This window comes from Ruegeria sp. AD11(2025) (assembly GCF_056542405.1).
The window spans coordinates 192263-208593 of sequence record NZ_JBQFZU010000001.1 but is presented as its reverse complement, the minus strand read 5'-3'; the positions used below and the strand labels follow the sequence as shown (position 1 = coordinate 208593).

Genomic DNA, 16331 nt, shown 5'->3' with positions numbered 1-16331 from the left:
GCTTATGTCACTCAGTCTGCGTTCAGTGCCCGCGCGATCCCGGCGGCCAGTTTCGCGTTGTTGCGCACCAGTGCGATATTGGCGGTCAGCGAACGGCCCTCGGTTTGTTCGTAAATCCGCTGAAGAAGGTAGGGCGTGACGCCTTTGCCGGTGATCCGGTGAGTGTCGGCGTCGGCCTGGGCCGACGCAATGATGGGGGCCAGTTCCTCGGCTGGAATTTGGTCGGCGGCGGGGATCGGGTTGGCGATCAGCTGACCTCCGGGCAGGCCAAGCGCGCGGCGGGTGGCGTGCGCTTTGGCGATGTCCTCGGCCGTGTCCATGCGCAGGGGCGCGGCATAGGGCGATTGGGCAGACCAAAAGGCAGGAAATTCGTCCTGACCATGGGCGATAACCGGAACGCCTAGCGTTTCCAGAACTTCCAGCGTTTTCGCCAGATCAAGGATCGCTTTCGCGCCCGCCGCTACAACGGTTACCGGGGTTTGCGCCAGCTCGTGCAGGTCTGCGGAGATGTCGAACGTGGTTTCGGCCCCCTGATGCACGCCGCCAATGCCGCCAGTGGCAAAGACCTCGATCCCGGCAAAATGCGCCGCGATCATGGTCGCGGCCACCGTGGTGGCCCCGGTGCCACCGGTGGCGATACAGGCGGCCATGTCGGCGCGAGACAGTTTGGCAACACCTTGGGCCTGACCCAGTGCACTCAACTCGTCAGCTTCCAGGCCTACGTGCAGTTTGCCGTTAATCACCGCAATCGTGGCCGGAACAGCGCCCGCGTCGCGGATGTCCTGTTCAACCTGTGCCGCAACCTCGATGTTCTGCGGGTAGGGCATCCCGTGGGTGATGATAGTGCTTTCGAGCGCGACGATGGGTTGGCCTGAGTCTTTTGCGGCCCGGACCTCGGCGGAATATTGGATGTCGATCACAGTGGGGTTTCTCCGGATACGTATGTTGCGGCGGCGTTCAGAGCGCGGGTCAGGGCCTCCTCGTTAGATGCTCCGCCGGATTCTGATGCGATATGGGCAGCCATGAATGTGTCGCCTGCACCGGTCACACGGGTGACCAGAACCGACGGTGGTGTTTGAGTCAGGATTCCATCTGCGCTACCAATGGTGGCCGAGTTGCCGCCATCCGTGACCAGCACCCGCAACGCACCACGGCCCAGCAAACCTTTGGCGGCGCTCTCGGAATCCGTGAATTCACGCTGACACAGGATGCCTGCCTCTTCGAGGTTCACATAAAGCGTCGCGCGGGCGTGCTTCAGGAATGGCAACAGGCGTTCGGCCTTACCAGGTGAGGCCGGGGCCACACGCAGATCGGCCCGCGTAAATGCCGGGCTTTGGGCGATTTCTTCCAGCAGGGTCAGCGTCAGGTTGCCGTCCAAAGCGACGGGGCCTTCGAACGGCGCATTCTCATTGCCTAACGGACCATGCATCAAAGGGCGCAGAATCTTGGCCCCCGCAGCCTCCAAGGAATGCGCGTCGGCAATAGCGGCGATCAGGCCATTAGCGCCCTCGACCGCCATATAGCGATCGGTCGGCAAGTCCTGAGAGCGGTAGACATGGTCTGTTACCATTCCCAGTCGGGTGCAGGCGTTGACCAGCTCGTCGCCTTCGGGGTCGCGGCCAATGGCGGTCAGCAGGGTCGGGGTCATGCCGAAGCGCACCAACGTCATGGCAATGTTCATGGCCACGCCGCCGGGCAGGCGGGTGATCCGCCCCGGCACGTCTGAACCTTGCCGCATTGCGCTGGCCGAGCGTCCGATCACGTCCCACAGGACCGAGCCGATACACAGGATTTCGCTGTTCTGAGTCATGCCGAACTCTTGCCGCAGCCCCGACGCGGGCGCAAGGGTTAACGCTCACATCGCGTCGGTTAGGGTCTTCAGCTTGGCGACCGGGTCGCCCTGCGACCAGATTTCATCGCCGATGCCGAAGAAATCGGTATGGGGCGAGAGTTTGCGGATCAGGTCAGCGGTCAGGCCGCCTTCGGCGACAACCGGCACTTCGATCATCTCGGACCACCACTGGAACAGGTCCGTTTCAGCGGTGGTTCCATCGCCTAGGGTCGACGTACCGACCGGCCCGAAGGCCACATAATCTGCGCCCGCTTCACCGGCGGTCATGCCATCATGGCTGGACGCCCCGCAGAAGCTGCCGACGATGGCATCCGCGCCCAATTCCTTGCGCGCGGCCCGAACCGAGCGTGCACCGTCGTCCAGATGCACCCCGTCCAGCCCCAAACGCTGCGCCAGCAGAACGTGGTTCGAGATCACGATCGCCACGTCGCGCGCATGTGCCACCTCGCGGCAGGCATCGGCGGCGCGGGCGATGGTGTCTTCGTCATTGCCCGCCAAAGCCAGCCGGATACAGGCGATTTCGGTGCTGTCCAGCACGCGGCCCAACTGCTCGGGGAAAGTGCTGAGCGCAATGGCCGGAGGCGTAATCAGGTAAATCTGCGGCTGCTCAGGGGTGTCCATGGCGCGTCCTTCGTCTTTTGTCTTTGGCGCGGTTTAGCGGATTGCGCAGGGGAAGCAAACTTTTATGGCATTCGAGGGGTAAATTGCCACCTCAGCGCCTTGCCCTGTTGGGGTACGCCTATTACAGCATCCCGAAGTTTTCCGGAGACAGCCATGCCCAGCGACAAATCTCAGCCCTCCTTTGTGCTTGTGCGCCCGCAGATGGGCGAAAACATCGGTGCCGCCGCGCGGGCGATGTGGAATTTCGGGCTGGACCGGATGCGGATCGTGGCGCCGCGGGACGGGTGGCCGAATCCCAAGGCGGTGGCGATGTCCAGCGGCGCGGGGCGGTTGCTGGATGAGGCACAGCTGTTCGATGACCTGGGTGGTGCTTTGGCCGACAGTACCTTTGTCTTTGCCACGACGGCGCGGCAGCGTGGCCTGACCAAGCCGGTTTTCAGCCCGGAGCGCGCCATGCAGATCGCGGCCGAAAAGGTGGCGGCAGGCGAGAAGGTCTCGGTGCTCTTCGGCCCCGAACGGGCAGGGCTTGAGAATGAAGATATCGCCAAGGCCAACGCCATCATCTCGGTGCCGGTGAACCCGGAATATGCCTCGTTGAACCTTGGCCAATGCGTGCTGCTGACTGCCTATGAATGGATGCGCCAGACCGGAGACGTGGTGCATGAGGCCACCGATCTGGGCAAGGGCGACTGGGCCACTGGGATCGAGGTTGAAAAGCTGGTCGAACACTACGAAGACCGGCTGGAAGAGGCGGGCTTCTTTTATCCGCCGGAAAAGGCCGAAGGGATGAAGACCAACCTGCGCAATCTGTGGTCGCGGATGCGGATGACGCGGGCGGATGTACAGATGCTGCACGGGATCATGCGGCAGATGGTCCGCTGGAAGGAAAAGGGCTGAGGCTGGACCTATCTCCACTCAGGCCCTAGCTTGCGACGAAAATCAGGACATGAGGACGGCATGAGCGGTAAGCGCAGCATCTTCGAAGAGGTCTCGGACACCGAGAAACAACAGGCGGTGCAGCCCGGCATGATTGACCGGGGCCGGGGCGGCGCGCGCGGTGCGATCCGCGTCTGGCTGATGATCCTGTTCGCGCTGGTCGTTGTGATGATCGCGGTCGGCGGCCTGACGCGCTTGACCGACAGTGGCCTTTCGATCACCGAATGGCGACCGATCACCGGGGCCATCCCGCCGATGACCGAGGCCGACTGGCAAGCCGAGTTCGACAAGTACAAAGAGATCGACCAGTGGCGCATCCAGAACCAGTGGATGGAGCTCAGTGATTTCAAATCCATTTACTGGTGGGAATGGGGCCACCGCCAACTGGGCCGCGTGATCGGTCTGGTCTGGGCGCTTGGGTTCTTCGGCTTCCTCGTCGCGCGTAAAATCCCGACCGGGTGGACCGGCAAGCTGCTGATCCCCGGTGTCTTGGGCGGTGTTCAGGGTGCTGTCGGCTGGTGGATGGTGGCCTCGGGCGTGACACAGGGTGAGGGCATGATCGCCGTCGCCAGCTATCGCTTGGCGGTGCATCTGGGCTTGGCCTTCGTGATCCTTGGCTTCCTGGCGTGGTATATCTTTGTACTGGGCCGCGAAGAACGCGACTTGATGCAAGCCCGCCGCGCGAAAGAGGCAAAATTGTTCTCGCTGTCGACTGGCTTGATGCACTTTGCGTTTCTGCAAATTCTGATTGGCGCGTTGGTGGCCGGGATCGACGCGGGTCGGTCTTACACCGACTGGCCGCTGATCGGCGGGCAGCTGTTGCCGCCTGACGCTGCGATGCTGGAACCGATGTGGCGCAATTTCTTTGAAAGCCCCGGTCTGGTCCAGTTCATCCACCGCTGTGCGGGATACCTGCTGTTCATTTTCGCCATCTTCGTCTGGCGGCGTGGCGGCAACAGCGCGCATCCGCAGACGCGGTTCGCCTTCAACGCAGTCTTTGCGGCGCTGTCATTGCAGGTTGTGATCGGTATCCTGACCGTTGTCTACGCGGCCCCGTGGCAGCTTGCCATTTTCCACCAGTTCATGGCCGTCGTGGTTTGGACCTTGATCCTGCGCGCGCGGTTCCTGACCGCGTACCCCATAGCCACCTCAATCCGCGGAGCCTGACCCTGATGACCGCCTATGACGACCTGATGGCCTTTCAGCGCGAAACCTCGGCCCTCGGGCAGATTGCCGGGCGGCTGGGATGGGATCAGGAAACAGTAATGCCGCGCGGCGCAGCCCCGCAACGCGCCGAGGAGATGGCCGCGATCGAGGCGGTGCTGCACGCCCGCCGATCCGACCCGCGCGTGGCCGAGTGGCTGGAGCAGGCCGATCCACAAGACGATGTCGCCCGTGCCCAACTACGTGACATCCGCCGATCTTATGAACGGACGGTCAAAGTACCTGCCGATTTGGCCAAAGCCATTGCGCGTGTGACCTCGGCAGCGCAAGGCACCTGGGCGCAGGCCCGTGCGAATGAGGACGTGGCGGCGTTCTTGCCCGTGCTGCAAGAAGTCGTGGCGCTAAAACGAGAAGAGGGCGCGGCGTTGGCGCAAGGCGGCGATGTCTATGACGCCATGGTCGAGGATTACGAACCCTGCACAACAGGCGCACAGATTGCCGATATTTTCGACCAGATGCGCCCGCGTCTGGTGGCCCTGCGCGCGGCCGTTCTGGACAAACCATCACCGCAAGCTTTGACCGGAAGGTTCGACGAACTGGCCCAGATGCGTCTGTCGCAGAAGCTGGCGACCACCTTCGGCTATGATCTGAACACCGGTCGCGTCGACAAGGCGGTACATCCGTTCAGCTCGGGCAGCGGGCTGGACGTGCGCATTACCACCCGTACCAGCGAGCTCGACCCGTTCAACTGCTTCTATTCGACCATTCATGAAGTCGGCCACGCCGCCTATGAGCAGGGCATCGACCCGGATTTTCTGCTGACACCGCTGGGGCAGGGTGTTTCGATGGGCGTGCATGAAAGCCAAAGCCGGATTTACGAAAACCAGCTGGGCCGCTCACGCGCCTTCACCGGCTGGCTCTACAATCAGATGGTCGAAACGTTCGGCGATTTCGGGGTCGCGGATGCCGACGCTTTCTATGCCACGGTCAATGGTGTCCATAACGGCTATATCCGCACCGAGGCCGATGAGGTGCAATACAACCTGCACATCATGCTGCGCTTTGATCTGGAACGCGCCCTGATGGCCGGAGACCTGCAGGTCAGCGATCTGGAGGCCGCGTGGAACGACCGGTTCAAGGCCGATTTCGGTTATGCGGTCGATAAGCCCTCGAACGGGTGCCTGCAGGATGTGCATTGGTCGGTCGGGCTGTTCGGCTATTTCCCGACCTATTCGCTGGGCAATGTCTATGCTGGCTGCCTCTATCAGGCGCTGCGGGCTTCGGTGCCGGATCTGGATGGACAACTGGCCGCGGGTGATACATCCGGAGCAACAGGCTGGTTGCGCGAAAAGCTGCAGCGCCACGGCGGCCTATACGCCCCGTGCAAGACCATCCAGCGCGCCAGCGGAATGGAGCCGGGGCCAGAGCCGTTTTTGACGTATTTGGAGCAGAAGTTTGGGTCGCTATACGAACTTTAATGCTGCGGTTATTGCATGGCTCTGCGAGACCGTTTTAGTTCAAGGATCGACCCGGTTGAGAATTGCGCAATGTCTGATTAGAGCCCATTCTGCCCCTTGCAGGAGTTTGCGAATCTAGCTTTCAAAGCATCGCGGGTTCAACCTGCCGCCATATTTCGAAGATATTTGCAAAAAAAGCCTCAATTTGGAGCTGCCTGGTGAATCTGACAGGATTGAACAACTCAGAATTGACTAACTTACTGAGATGAGTGATGCCTGACCGCAGCTTTTTTGAGCTTTGTCGAGAGGATCAATTGTGACCACGAACACAATCAATATCAGGAATCTTTTTCAAGTTGTAAGCTTGGTTCTGTTCAGTGGCCCTCTGCATGCGGGCAGTTCCAATACAGGATCTGCCAACCCAACAAACCGATACACAGCAGAAAATCATGAGGTAGATATTCTAAGTCATTGGACCCGCGATATTGATATGGAGATCGTGGGTCAGACTACCTCTTCGGAAGCACTTTATGCCGCGTCTTTGGCAAGAGTGTATTCCGACTATGCCGGTGTGAAGTTTAAGATGAGCGGCGAGGTAAGTGATTGGTTTTCAGTAAAATCTGCAATCAGACAAAGCTCTAACTTTGTGGTCGTATTTGCCGATACAGAAGGCGCACACAACACCCGGAACGGCGGACTGTTCTTGGACCAAGATACGATAGATTTCAGCCGTACAGATCCTGCTACAAGACAAATCATAGAGCGCGGAATAACCGAGAGACTTCCGGGGTGCTTTGGTGATTGGTGGGCAAATGAAGACAACGAAATCAATGCGTTAGTATCTGTCGTTGATTCAAATCTTCCGGTCCAGGAACGGAATAAGTGTATCGATGAAATGGTCCCATCTTCCTTTGGTATTTTAACTACTCTTACGAAAATAACATACAGTGACATTCCTGGCGTGCCCGGTGAAAGGGCCTTAATCGATAAAAGTGAGATTCCTCAGCTACTTATTGCTTCATCCTTTTGTAGAAAAGAGTTGAAAAATAGTTCTTTCAAATGCCCTGCGGCTATTTTGCGAGATCTGAACAGAGTGCGCTCAAAAATGTTTCAAGAGTGAAACTGCATGACTTACGAGAATTTGTAGGGAAGATAGATTAACGGTTGATGCCGTCCGCGGTAATCCTGAAGATTCTGGCCCTGATTAGGGGATAGGAAATGGGTCCTGAGCCTAAGTGAGCAATGTCTGCTTTTGTGACAAGAAATGTCATTGGTTCAAGGCAGATGAAAGTCAGCTTTGTCCGGAGAACGATCGGAAAATCACACTAAACCCGAGGCGTAACCGCCTCAGGTTTCATGCACGATAAGTCACTCCTCGGTCTCTTCTTCGCCTTGATCGGCGATCCAGGCGACGCTGACGACCTCTTCGCCCTTGCCGGTGTTGAACACCTTCACGCCGCCTGCGCTGCGGGATCGGAAGGAAATGCCGTCCACCGGCACCCGGATCGACTGGCCCTTGGATGTGGCCAGCATGATCTGGTCGTCAATCTCGACCGGGAACGAGGCCACAAGCGCGCCGCCGCGCATTGCCTTGTCCATCGCCGCGACGCCCATACCACCGCGTCCGCGAACTGGATAATCGTGGCTGGAGCTGAGCTTGCCCGAGCCGCCCGTCGTGATCGTCAGGATCAGGTTTTCGGCGGCCGACATTTCGGCATAGCGCTCCTGCGTGATGGTGCCGGGGGTTGCTTCATCCTCATCGGTCTCACCATCATCGGCGATGCCAGCCACGGCGCGGCGCATCTTCAGGTAGGCGGCACGTTCATCCGGCCCGGCCTCAAAGTGGCGGATCACCGACATCGAAACGACGCGGTCGCCATTGGTTAGCCTGATCCCGCGCACACCGGTGGATTCGCGCGAGTTGAAGACGCGCACATCTGTGGTCCGGAAGCGGATCGCGCGGCCGGAATTGGTGACCAGCATCACGTCTTCATCCTCGGAACAGATGCGGGCATTTACCAGTTCCACATCCTCTGGCAGCTTCATCGCGATCTTGCCGTTGCGACGAACGTTGGTGAAGTCCGACAGACGGTTGCGCCGCACATCGCCCGCGCTGGTGGCGAAGACGATCTGCAGGTTCTCCCACTCTTCATCCGGCACATCCACGGGCATGATAGCCGCGATGGAAACTCCGGTCGGGATTGGCAGGATGTTAACGATGGCTTTGCCCTTACCGGTCCGGCCCGATTGCGGCAGGCGCCAGGTCTTGAGCTTGTAGACCATGCCGTCGGTTGTGAAGAACAGCAGCTGCGTGTGGGTGTTGGCCACGAAGAGGTTGGTAACTACATCCTCTTCCTTGGTCTGCATCCCAGACAGGCCCTTGCCGCCGCGTTTCTGGGCGCGGAAATCGGCCAGCGGCGTGCGCTTGATGTAACCGCCCGAGGTGACCGTCACGACCATATCTTCGCGTTCGATCAGATCTTCGTCTTCCATATCGCCGGACCAGTCGACGATCTCAGTGCGGCGGGGAACGGCAAACTGCTCACGCACGCTGCGCAGCTCATCACCGATGATCGACATGATGCGCTCGCGCGAGGATAGAATATCCAGATATTCCTTGATCTTAGCGGCCAATTCTTCCAGCTCGTCCGTGACCTCCTTGACGCCAATTTGGGTCAGACGCTGCAGGCGCAGGTCGAGGATGGCGCGGGCCTGAACCTCGGTCAGGTTATAGGTGCCGTCGTCGTTCATTTTGGACAGAGGGTCGTCGATCAGACGCAGATAGCCCTCGATCTCGGCGGCGGGCCAGCGGCGGGTCATCAGCTTTTCACGCGCTTGCGCCGCGTCGGCAGACGACCGGATGGTGGCGACCACTTCGTCGACGTTGGAAACGGCCACGGCCAGGCCGCACAGAATGTGGCTGCGCTCACGCGCTTTGCGCAGGTCATAGGCAGTGCGGCGCGCCACGACATCCTCGCGGAAGTCGATGAACGAGGTCAGGAACCGGCGCAGGGTCAGTTGCTCGGGACGGCCACCGTTCAGGGCCAGCATGTTGCAGCCAAAGGATGTCTGCATCGGCGAGAAACGATAGAGCTGGTTCAGCACCACTTCGGGCGTCGCATCGCGTTTCAGTTCGACGACGACGCGCACTCCGTTGCGGTCGGATTCGTCCTGAACATGGGCAACGCCTTCGATGCGCTTCTCGCGCACGGCTTCGGCGATCTTTTCGATCATCGATGCCTTGTTCACCTGATAGGGGATCTCATCCACGACGATGGCGTAGCGATCCTTGCGCAGTTCCTCGACACGGGTCTTGGCGCGGATGATGACGCTGCCGCGCCCTTCCAGATAGGCCTTGCGCGCGCCTGAACGGCCCAGCATCACGCCGCCGGTCGGAAAATCGGGGCCGGGGACGTATTCGATCAGTTGCTCGGACGTCAGGTCGGGGTCTTCGATCAGGGCCAGCGTAGCTTCGACAACTTCACCCAGATTGTGGGGCGGGATATTCGTGGCCATGCCGACGGCGATACCACCGGCACCGTTGACCAGCATGTTCGGATAGCGGGCCGGCAGCACGACAGGCTCACGATCCTTACCATCGTAGTTGTCCTGGAAATCAACCGTATCCTTGTCGATATCCACCAGCAGCGATTGGGCCACTTTCGCCATGCGGACTTCGGTATAACGCATCGCAGCGGGGTTATCGCCGTCCATCGAGCCAAAGTTGCCCTGCGGGTCAAGCAACGGCACGGACATCGAGAAATCCTGCGCCATCCGAACCAGCGCATCATAGATCGCGCTGTCGCCGTGCGGGTGATACTTACCCATCGCATCGGATACGGGCCGCACCGATTTCCGATAGGGTTTATCGTGCGTGTTTCCCGCCTCGTGCATGCCGTACAGAATCCGCCGGTGCACCGGTTTCAACCCGTCGCGCAGATCAGGGATCGCGCGGCTGACGATGACCGACATCGCGTAATCGAGGTACGATGTCCGCATTTCGGATTCGATGGAGACCGTCGGGCCGTCGTAAACGGGGCGCTCGGGCGGGGTTTCATCCATGTTTTCAGGAGTATCTGGCGTATCGCTCACGTAAACTGCCCGTGTATTGTTCTGGGTCTATATCTTGTGGATGTACCTTATCAGACCCGGCACATAAGGTGCAAGCAAGCAACCCTTTTAAGCACTAAAAACACCGGTAACACCAGAGTAACATATTGTTAACTAAGGATTAGGAGGTTTTTGTGCTACTATGAAGAGACCTTGCAACAAAATTGGAGGTCTGCATGGAGCAAAGCGAAACCGAATTGATGCTCAAGGGGTACGGGCTGACGACGGCAGAATTCTTCTACCACATGCCCGACTATATCCACGTTCTGAACACGTTCATCTGGCAGGATTACGATCTGGCACCGGACCATCCGAAGCTCTTCGAATTTGTCGAGTTCTGGCAGCGCGAGATTGAAGGCCCGCTACACTCGGTCCGGTTCACGCACCGCAAGATGATCGCGCCCGGAGAATGGCGCAATATGGTGGGTGAATTCAGGGTGAATTGAGTATCAGGCCATGTTTTTTGGCCAGTAACGATTGAGTCGCATTATTTTTTTAGTGCTTGGGTTATGGTGTCGACCAAATTGTTGGTCACATACGGATTCGCTTTATGTCCCGAGTATTGTTTTTTGCTGCCGCTTTGTTGATCGGTGGACCTGCCGCCTCCGAGGGCGTTCTGGACAAAATCAAAAAAGGTGCGGAAAACGCGGCCGATGCCATCGGGCACGGGGCCGAAGCGGTGGGTGACACCGTGGAAAAAGGCGCTGAAGTCGTCAGCGAGACTGTCAACTCGACCGCCGATCTGGTGACGAACGAGGCCACGCCGGAAGAGACCCGCGCCAAGTTGGACCTGATGGTCAGCGAGGTTCTGACCCAGCTACTGGCGGAAAACCCCGAGGCGGACGAGTTGTTCGGCATCAGCGCAGGCTATGCGGTGTTCGACTCGCGCAAGGTTACAGTGTTCCCGGTCTCGGCCGGGTATGGACGTGGGGTGGCGGTATCAAAAGACACAGGCCAACACACCTATATGAACATGGGGACGGGCGGCGTTGGCGCGGCTGTGGGCATCGGCGGGTTCGAGACCAAATTCGTGATCCTGTTCGAAACCCCGGCTGATCTGGAAAAATTCATTGAACACGGCTACGACGCGACCGCGGAAACCGGGGCTATGTACGGCGAAGACCGCAGCGGAGAGACCGTGCGGTTCACCGATGGCCGCTCGTTCTTTGTGTTGGGCAAGAAAGGCTGGCGGGTCTCGGCCGGAGCGTCCGGCACGAAATTCTGGAAATCCCCCGAACTGAATTGATCAACCCGAGCAGCTGGCTCCGCCCAGAACGCAGAATTTGGCGCAATGCGGGTGGTTCAGGTGCACGTCTGCTTCGGCCTCGGCCAGAGTATGACCCATCTCGAACTCAGGCGCGTAAGGCAGCAGGGTGCAAGCCAGAACCGCCGGACGGTTTGCGCCCCTGCGTTTCACGACCATTCGGGCGCTGGCGCACATCACGGCATCGGGTGACTTGTTCAAAATGCCCCAGCAGGCGGTGGTGATTTCAGGAACCTCGACAGCCTCGTCCATCTCGGGGAACAGAACGGTTTGACCGGGGTTTTGCGCGTCGATGTCCAAGCTGTGTTGCTTGAAGAACGCCTCATACCCGGCACGGCTTTCGGCATCGGTGTCGCCCCAGACGGTGCGCCCGGCGACGGTCATGTTGAAGCCATTGTCACGCAGCCATTCCATTCCAACCAGGGTTTTGGCGAAGCTGCCTTTGCCGCGTTCTTCGTCATGCAATTCGGGACGGTAATGATCGACCGAAATCCGCAGCGTCAGCTTGTCGCCAAAGTCACGTTTCAGGTTGAGCAGACCCTCGCGCATCTTGCGGCGCATCATCGGCTGCATTGCGTTTGTCAGGATCAACACTTCGTAGCCCCGATCCAGCGCGGCTTGGGTCATGGCAATCATTTCGGGATTCATGAAAGGCTCACCCCCGGTGAACCCGATCTCGCGAACCGGCCAGTTGCGGGCTTCGATCTGGTCCAGGTAATCCCGCACCTCATCGGCGGTGATATAGACCAGCGCATCATTGGTCGGGCTGCTTTCGATATAGCAGTTGAGGCATTCGATGTTGCACAAGGTACCGGTGTTGAACCAAAGCGTTTCCGGATTGCTGAGCGCAACGGAGGCCCGCGTTTGCCCGTCAGCTGTCACTAATTTGTCCTGAAACTTGCCGATATTGGCGCTCTGTGGGGCGTTGTCTTTCATTCCGGTATCCGGTTCTGTGCTGTCTAAGAAGTGACTTAGCCTTTCAGTACCGGTTAGTTAAGGGCATCGCGCCGCACCTGACAGAGTTTTGATGAGCAAAAAAATACCAAAAATGATTGCGCTAACATTAGACATGTCCGCAGGGGTAAGGTAGGGAAAACACATGGTTTCTCGTGTCATACCCGTTGACCCGTTCGATCTGGTCATTTTCGGCAGTACCGGCGATCTTGCACAGCGCAAGATCCTTCCGGCTCTGTTCCGGAGGTTTTGTGCGGGGCAATGGCCGGATAACGTGCAGATCATCGGTGCCGCTCGTGCCGTCTATGACCGGGATGCGTTCAGGGACATCGTCGCCGAATCGTTGCGCAGTCATGCGCCCCGGCAATGTCAGGATGTCGATGCGCTGAATTCTTTTCTGCAACGTGTCGACTATGTGCCGCTGGATGCACTGTCGGATGAGGGGTGGGACCTGCTGGCGGCAAAACTGACCGTCGAACGGGTGCGAGCCTTTTATTTCTCGGTCGGGCCGCGCTTGTTTGGTCCGTTGGCGGAAAGCATCAAATCACACAAGCTGGCGACGGAGCAAACGCGGATTGTTGTGGAAAAACCGTTCGGTCACGATCTGGAGAGTGCCCGAACCTTGAATGCGACGTTGGCCAGACACTTTTCCGAAGGACAGATTTACCGGATCGATCACTATCTGGGCAAGGAAACTGTTCAGAACCTGATGGCCGTACGGTTTGGCAATATGCTGTTCGAGCCGCTTTGGAACAGCCAGTATGTCGATCACATCCAGATCACGGTGGCCGAATCCGTTGGCATCGACGGGCGCGAGGAATACTATGATCGCGCGGGTGCCATGCGCGACATGATGCAGAACCACCTGATGCAGCTGCTCTGTCTGATCGCGATGGAGCCTCCGGCTAAGTTTGACCCGAATGCGGTGCGGGACGAAAAGCTGAAAGTGATTCGCGCGCTGGACCCGGTAGAGCCGCATCACATCGTGCGCGGCCAGTTCGAAGGCGACGGCCCGAGCTATCGTGAGGTCGTGGGCAATCCGCGCTCGACTACGGAAAGCTATGTAGCGCTGAAGGCGCATGTCAGCAATTGGCGGTGGGCGGGGACTCCGTTCTACTTGCGGACGGGCAAGCGACTGGTGGCGCGGTCCTCGGTTATCAATGTGATGTTCAAGGACGCGCCGCATTCGATCTTTGGTGCGGATGCCGGGCGGCACGCTAACGTGTTGTCGATCCGGCTGCAGCCGAACGAAGGCATCACGCTGAAGGTGACCATCAAAGAGCCGGGTCCGGGGGGGATGCGTCTGGTCGACGTGCCGCTGGACATGAGTTTTGCCGAGGCGCTGGGACCGGAAAACCAGGACCCGCCGGATGCTTATGAGCGGCTGGTGATGGACGTGATCCGCGGCAACCAGACCCTGTTCATGCGCGGCGACGAGGTCGAGGCTGCGTGGGCTTGGACCGACCCGATCGTCGCGGGCTGGCAGGCGCGTGGAGATGTCCCCAAACCCTATGAAAGTGGCAGCACTGGCCCGGGCGACGCCGAGCTGCTGATGAAACGAGACGGTCGCCGCTGGCAAGGGATAAACCCATGAAACTACAGGAATACGCCGACAGGGATATGCTGGCCATCGACGTTGCAAATGTGTTGGCGGGCGAACTGGAATCTGCCTTGCTGCATCATGACGTGGTCTCGATGGCGGTTCCGGGGGGCACCACGCCCGGCCCGGTTTTCGACGTTTTGTGCGCTGCAGACTTAGAGTGGGACCGGGTGCGAGTTCTGCCCACTGATGAACGCTGTGTACCCGGCGACCATGAGCGTTCGAACGAACGCCTGATCCGCGAGCGGCTGCTGACCAACCGCGCCTCGTCGGCGCAATACATCCCCCTTTACGTGCCCGGCGAAGAGCCCGAGGACGTGCTGCCGGAACTCGAAAGCCTGATAGCGCCGATCCGTCCCTTGTCGGTGTTGGTTCTAGGCATGGGACAGGACATGCATACTGCGTCTCTGTTCCCGGGCATGGATGGGCTTGAGGCCGCGCTTGACAGTCACGCGCCCCCGCTGGCGGTTGCGCGAACCGATGTGCAGCCTGAGCCCCGGATCACGCTGACCGCTCCGGTTCTGGACGGCGCCTTGTCCAAACACTTGATTATCTTTGGCGCGGCCAAGCGAGACGCGCTGGAACAGGCCATGTCCCTGCCGCCGGAAGAGGCGCCCATTGCGGCGGTCCTGGGCGGCATGACAGTTCATTGGGCGGAGTAAACGCGATGCAACTGGATAGACTCACCGCCTTGGCCAACGAACGGAAAGACCAGACCATCCTCGATCAGTTCGGCAAGGATGCAAACCGGGCCGGGGTGTTTTCGGCCTCGACCGGTGATCTGTTGTTCGATTACTCGAAAACCCAAATCGATGCAGAGATCCGGAATGCGCTGATCCAGTTATGCGACGCGGCCGGGCTGGCCGAGCGGCGCGAGGCGATGTTCTCGGGGGCAAAGATCAACGAAACCGAAGGGCGCGCGGTGTTGCACACGGCATTGCGTAACCTGGACGGTGGTCCGGTCGAGGTTGACGGTCTGGATGTGATGCCAGACGTGCTGGACACGCTACAGCGAATGCGGGTCTTTGCCGAACAGGTGCGCGGTGGTGCAATCACCGGGGCAGGGGGCAGTTTCACCGATGTGGTGAATATCGGCATTGGCGGTTCCGATCTGGGTCCGGTGATGGCGACACATGCGCTGTCACCGTATCACGACGGTCCAAGGTTGCACTATGTGTCCAATGTGGATGGTGCCCACATCGCCGATACGCTGCGACAGCTTGATCCGACGCGGACGCTGGTGATCGTGGCGTCCAAAACCTTTACCACTATCGAGACCATGACCAACGCCCGCACCGCGCGGGCTTGGATGGTGGACGGTGGGGGCGATCCGTCCAAGCAGTTTGCCGCTGTGTCCAGCGCCGTGGATAAGACCGAAGCCTTCGGCATCCCCGTAGATCGCGTGTTCGGCTTTGCCGATTGGGTCGGCGGGCGTTACTCGGTCTGGGGTCCGGTGGGCCTGCCAGTGATGATCGCTGTTGGCTCTAACGCCTTTGACGCTTTCCTGCGCGGAGGGCAAGCGATGGACGCGCATTTCCGGGCCGCGAACTGGGTGGAGAACATGCCGGTGATGCTGGCGCTTGTCGGCATCTGGCACCGGCAGGTTCTGGGCCACACCAGTCGAGCGGTTTTGCCTTATGATCAGCGCTTGCTGCGCCTGCCGGCCTACTTCCAGCAGCTCGAGATGGAATCAAACGGCAAGTCCGTTGCCATGGATGGCAGCTCGCTTACCTTGCCCTCTGGCCCGGTAGTCTGGGGCGAGCCCGGCACCAACGGCCAGCACGCGTTTTATCAACTGATCCATCAGGGAACCGACGTAATCCCCTGCGAGTTCATGGTCGCCGCCGAGGGGCATGAGCCCGAACTGGCCCACCACCACCGGTTGCTTTTGGCCAATTGCCTGGCCCAGTCCGAAGCGCTGATGCGCGGCCGGTCGCTGGATGAGGCGCGGCAGCGCATGGCCGACAAGGGATTGCAAGGCGACGAGTTGGAGCGTCAGGCCCGTCACCGCGTGTTCCCGGGCAATCGGCCGTCCACGACCCTGATCTATCCGAAGCTGACGCCTTTTGTGCTGGGCCAGATCATTGCACTTTACGAACACCGCGTCTTTGTCGAAGGGGTGCTGCTGGGGATCAACTCGTTTGACCAGTGGGGGGTGGAGTTGGGTAAGGAGCTGGCGACCTCGCTTGGGCCGATTGTGGATTGTGAGGCAAGCGCGGACGGCAAGGACGGTTCGACCGCCGCGCTGGTCGCCTATGCGATGCGCCACAGGGATTAAGTAAGCGTAACCTCGCAGGCTGTTGCTGCGGCGGGCTGCATTCTTTTGTTGTCAGAAAAATAAATAGTCGGCAGGATTCCCTCCCAAGCAAGAGC

14 protein-coding genes are annotated in these 16331 nt (G+C 59.5%); 9 read left to right on the top strand and 5 right to left on the bottom strand.

Translation table 11 applies throughout. The features are described from left to right. Nucleotides 1-11: 11 nt before the first annotated feature. From ACR1XY_RS01110 to ACR1XY_RS01100, 3 genes are read right to left on the bottom strand one after another with little or no spacing between them, the layout of a single operon-like run. Nucleotides 12-920, bottom strand: coding sequence for a pseudouridine-5'-phosphate glycosidase (locus ACR1XY_RS01110; protein WP_480589277.1), 909 nt, complete (start codon nucleotides 918-920; stop codon nucleotides 12-14). Next, nucleotides 917-1810: a PfkB family carbohydrate kinase gene (locus ACR1XY_RS01105; protein ID WP_480589275.1), complete on the bottom strand. Its 894-nt coding sequence runs from the start codon at nucleotides 1808-1810 to the stop codon at nucleotides 917-919. The genes ACR1XY_RS01110 and ACR1XY_RS01105 overlap by 4 nt, the downstream gene beginning before the upstream one ends. Before the next feature lie 45 nt (nucleotides 1811-1855). Then, nucleotides 1856-2473 carry a thiamine phosphate synthase gene (locus ACR1XY_RS01100; RefSeq protein WP_480589273.1) on the bottom strand — a complete coding sequence of 206 codons (618 nt, stop codon included), beginning with the start codon at nucleotides 2471-2473 and terminating at the stop codon, nucleotides 1856-1858. 153 nt (nucleotides 2474-2626) lie between these two features. On the opposite strand from ACR1XY_RS01100, the gene ACR1XY_RS01095 reads away from it, so the two are divergent. The 4 genes from ACR1XY_RS01095 (at nucleotide 2627) to ACR1XY_RS01080 (ending at nucleotide 7150) form a co-directional block, all read left to right on the top strand. Then, a complete protein-coding gene (locus tag ACR1XY_RS01095) occupies nucleotides 2627-3370 on the top strand; it encodes an RNA methyltransferase (protein WP_480589271.1) in 744 nt (247 codons plus the stop codon). Nucleotides 3371-3430: 60 nt separating this feature from the next. Further along, nucleotides 3431-4576 (top strand): heme A synthase, encoded by a 1146-nt coding sequence (gene ctaA, locus ACR1XY_RS01090; RefSeq protein WP_480589269.1) that lies wholly within the window; start codon nucleotides 3431-3433, stop codon nucleotides 4574-4576. A gap of 5 nt (nucleotides 4577-4581) precedes the next feature. Next, a complete protein-coding gene (locus ACR1XY_RS01085) occupies nucleotides 4582-6051 on the top strand; it encodes a carboxypeptidase M32 (RefSeq protein ID WP_480589267.1) in 1470 nt (489 codons plus the stop codon). A 295-nt stretch (nucleotides 6052-6346) separates the two neighbouring features. After that, nucleotides 6347-7150 (top strand): hypothetical protein, encoded by an 804-nt coding sequence (locus ACR1XY_RS01080; RefSeq protein ID WP_480589265.1) that lies wholly within the window; start codon nucleotides 6347-6349, stop codon nucleotides 7148-7150. A 248-nt stretch (nucleotides 7151-7398) separates the two neighbouring features. On the opposite strand, the gene gyrA is transcribed toward ACR1XY_RS01080, so the two are convergent. Further along, entirely contained in the window at nucleotides 7399-10122 is a 2724-nt protein-coding gene (gene gyrA / locus ACR1XY_RS01075) for a DNA gyrase subunit A (RefSeq protein WP_480589263.1), read from the bottom strand. Between the two features lie 194 nt (nucleotides 10123-10316). On the opposite strand from gyrA, the gene ACR1XY_RS01070 reads away from it, so the two are divergent. Then, the gene (locus tag ACR1XY_RS01070; RefSeq protein WP_424833538.1) at nucleotides 10317-10586 is read left to right on the top strand and encodes an usg protein; all 270 of its coding nucleotides are present in this window, start codon (nucleotides 10317-10319) and stop codon (nucleotides 10584-10586) included. Nucleotides 10587-10690: 104 nt separating this feature from the next. Next, a complete protein-coding gene (locus ACR1XY_RS01065) occupies nucleotides 10691-11386 on the top strand; it encodes a lipid-binding SYLF domain-containing protein (protein WP_480589261.1) in 696 nt (231 codons plus the stop codon). On the opposite strand, the gene ACR1XY_RS01060 is transcribed toward ACR1XY_RS01065, so the two are convergent. Further along, entirely contained in the window at nucleotides 11387-12340 is a 954-nt protein-coding gene (locus ACR1XY_RS01060) for a radical SAM protein (protein ID WP_480589259.1), read from the bottom strand. It lies immediately after the preceding gene. 163 nt (nucleotides 12341-12503) lie between these two features. Here ACR1XY_RS01060 and zwf point away from each other — a divergent pair, with 163 nt between their 5' ends. Genes zwf through pgi form a run of 3 tightly spaced genes read left to right on the top strand, consistent with a single transcriptional unit; the run spans nucleotide 12504 to nucleotide 16236 of the window. Beyond that, on the top strand, nucleotides 12504-13952 hold the full coding sequence (gene zwf, locus ACR1XY_RS01055) for a glucose-6-phosphate dehydrogenase (protein ID WP_480589257.1): 1449 nt from the start codon (nucleotides 12504-12506) through the stop codon (nucleotides 13950-13952). Further along, complete coding sequence (gene pgl, locus ACR1XY_RS01050) at nucleotides 13949-14620, top strand: 6-phosphogluconolactonase (protein ID WP_480589255.1); 672 nt, start codon at nucleotides 13949-13951, stop codon at nucleotides 14618-14620. Before zwf ends, pgl begins: the two co-directional genes overlap by 4 nt. A 5-nt stretch (nucleotides 14621-14625) precedes the next feature. Then, nucleotides 14626-16236 (top strand): glucose-6-phosphate isomerase, encoded by a 1611-nt coding sequence (gene pgi / locus ACR1XY_RS01045; RefSeq protein ID WP_480589253.1) that lies wholly within the window; start codon nucleotides 14626-14628, stop codon nucleotides 16234-16236. Nucleotides 16237-16331: the final 95 nt, after the last annotated feature.

Coding starts and splice junctions, on each gene's coding strand:
- pgi (WP_480589253.1), top strand. CDS start 14,626: ATGCAACTGGATAGACTCACCGCCTTGGCCAACGAACGGAAAGACCAG.
- ctaA (WP_480589269.1), top strand. CDS start 3,431: ATGAGCGGTAAGCGCAGCATCTTCGAAGAGGTCTCGGACACCGAGAAA.
- ACR1XY_RS01060 (WP_480589259.1), bottom strand. CDS start 12,340: ATGAAAGACAACGCCCCACAGAGCGCCAATATCGGCAAGTTTCAGGAC.
- zwf (WP_480589257.1), top strand. CDS start 12,504: ATGGTTTCTCGTGTCATACCCGTTGACCCGTTCGATCTGGTCATTTTC.
- pgl (WP_480589255.1), top strand. CDS start 13,949: ATGAAACTACAGGAATACGCCGACAGGGATATGCTGGCCATCGACGTT.
- ACR1XY_RS01105 (WP_480589275.1), bottom strand. CDS start 1,810: ATGACTCAGAACAGCGAAATCCTGTGTATCGGCTCGGTCCTGTGGGAC.
- ACR1XY_RS01100 (WP_480589273.1), bottom strand. CDS start 2,473: ATGGACACCCCTGAGCAGCCGCAGATTTACCTGATTACGCCTCCGGCC.
- ACR1XY_RS01065 (WP_480589261.1), top strand. CDS start 10,691: ATGTCCCGAGTATTGTTTTTTGCTGCCGCTTTGTTGATCGGTGGACCT.
- ACR1XY_RS01070 (WP_424833538.1), top strand. CDS start 10,317: ATGGAGCAAAGCGAAACCGAATTGATGCTCAAGGGGTACGGGCTGACG.
- ACR1XY_RS01085 (WP_480589267.1), top strand. CDS start 4,582: ATGACCGCCTATGACGACCTGATGGCCTTTCAGCGCGAAACCTCGGCC.
- ACR1XY_RS01095 (WP_480589271.1), top strand. CDS start 2,627: ATGCCCAGCGACAAATCTCAGCCCTCCTTTGTGCTTGTGCGCCCGCAG.